Raw genomic sequence first — 228 nt, 5'->3', positions numbered from 1 at the left:
ACGAAGAGCTGCAAAACGCAATTGAGCAGCTGCACGAAGAAAATAAAAAGGTGTCTGAGGAATATCAGCAAAAGCTGGACAAACAAGCCTTTGACTTTGCTCTCGAAAGTGCTTTACGTGATGCAAAGGCGAAAAACATCAAGGCTGTAAAAGCGAATTTAAACGTTGATGGGCTTAAATTATCTGACGATAAGGTAATTGGTCTTGATGAGCAGTTAACCGCTCTTA

The 228-nt window shown here is 40.8% G+C and carries 1 protein-coding gene; it reads left to right on the top strand.

All coding sequences use genetic code 11. From position 1 onward, the window contains the following. Positions 1–228, top strand: a 228-nt coding sequence (locus SB749_RS21225) for a phage scaffolding protein (protein WP_410712062.1), incomplete at both ends; no start/stop codon positions are given.

It is taken from the genome of Brevibacterium sp. SIMBA_078 (assembly GCF_046534565.1).
Taxonomy (GTDB): Bacteria; Actinomycetota; Actinomycetes; order Actinomycetales; family Brevibacteriaceae; genus Brevibacterium.
Note: the sequence above shows the minus strand (reverse complement) of the source record. Positions and strands in the feature narration are given on the sequence as shown.